The sequence below is a fragment of the Streptomyces sp. NRRL WC-3618 genome (assembly GCF_001280005.1).
In the GTDB taxonomy this organism is placed as follows: Bacteria; Actinomycetota; Actinomycetes; order Streptomycetales; family Streptomycetaceae; genus Streptomyces.
In genome coordinates, this window is the sequence record NZ_LGDW01000280.1 from 1 (window position 1) to 598 (window position 598).

The window sequence follows — 598 nt, forward strand, 5'->3', positions numbered from 1 at the left end:
CTCCCTGCCCCGCGCCGCCTGGCTCCTCGGACTCCCCGAACCCGTCGTCATCCCGGCCCCCGCCGGCACCCTCGACCCCGCCCCCCTCGACGAAGCCCTGACGCAACTCACCGGCCCCCGCGGCTCCTTCCTCGTCGCCGCCACCGCCGGCACCACCGACGCCGGACTGATCGACCCGCTGCCCCAGATCGCCGCCCTCTGCACCACCCACGGCGCCCGACTCCACATCGACGCCGCCTACGGCGGCGGACTCCTCTTCAGCGAACGCCGGCGCACCCAGCTCACCGGCCTCGAACACGCCGACACCGTCACCCTCGACCTGCACAAACTCGGCTGGCAACCCGTCGCCGCAGGCCTCCTCACCGTCAAGAACCCCAGCGACCTCACGGCGCTCGCCCACCGCGCCGACTACCTCAACGCCGACGACGACACCGAAGCAGGCCTGCCCGACCTCCTCGGCCGCTCCCTGCGCACCACCCGACGACCCGACGTCCTCAAAATCGCCGTCACCCTCAAAACCCTCGGCCGCGAAGGACTCGGCGCCCTCGTCGACCAGGTCTGCGACCACGCACACGAGTTCGCCCGCCAGATCCAGACC

General features: G+C 72.4%; 1 protein-coding gene. It reads left to right on the top strand.

Going from position 1 to position 598, the window contains the following annotated elements; all coding sequences use genetic code 11:
- A partial coding sequence (locus tag ADL01_RS22690) for a pyridoxal phosphate-dependent decarboxylase family protein (RefSeq protein ID WP_234354754.1) occupies nucleotides 1–598 on the top strand: 598 nt, incomplete at both ends.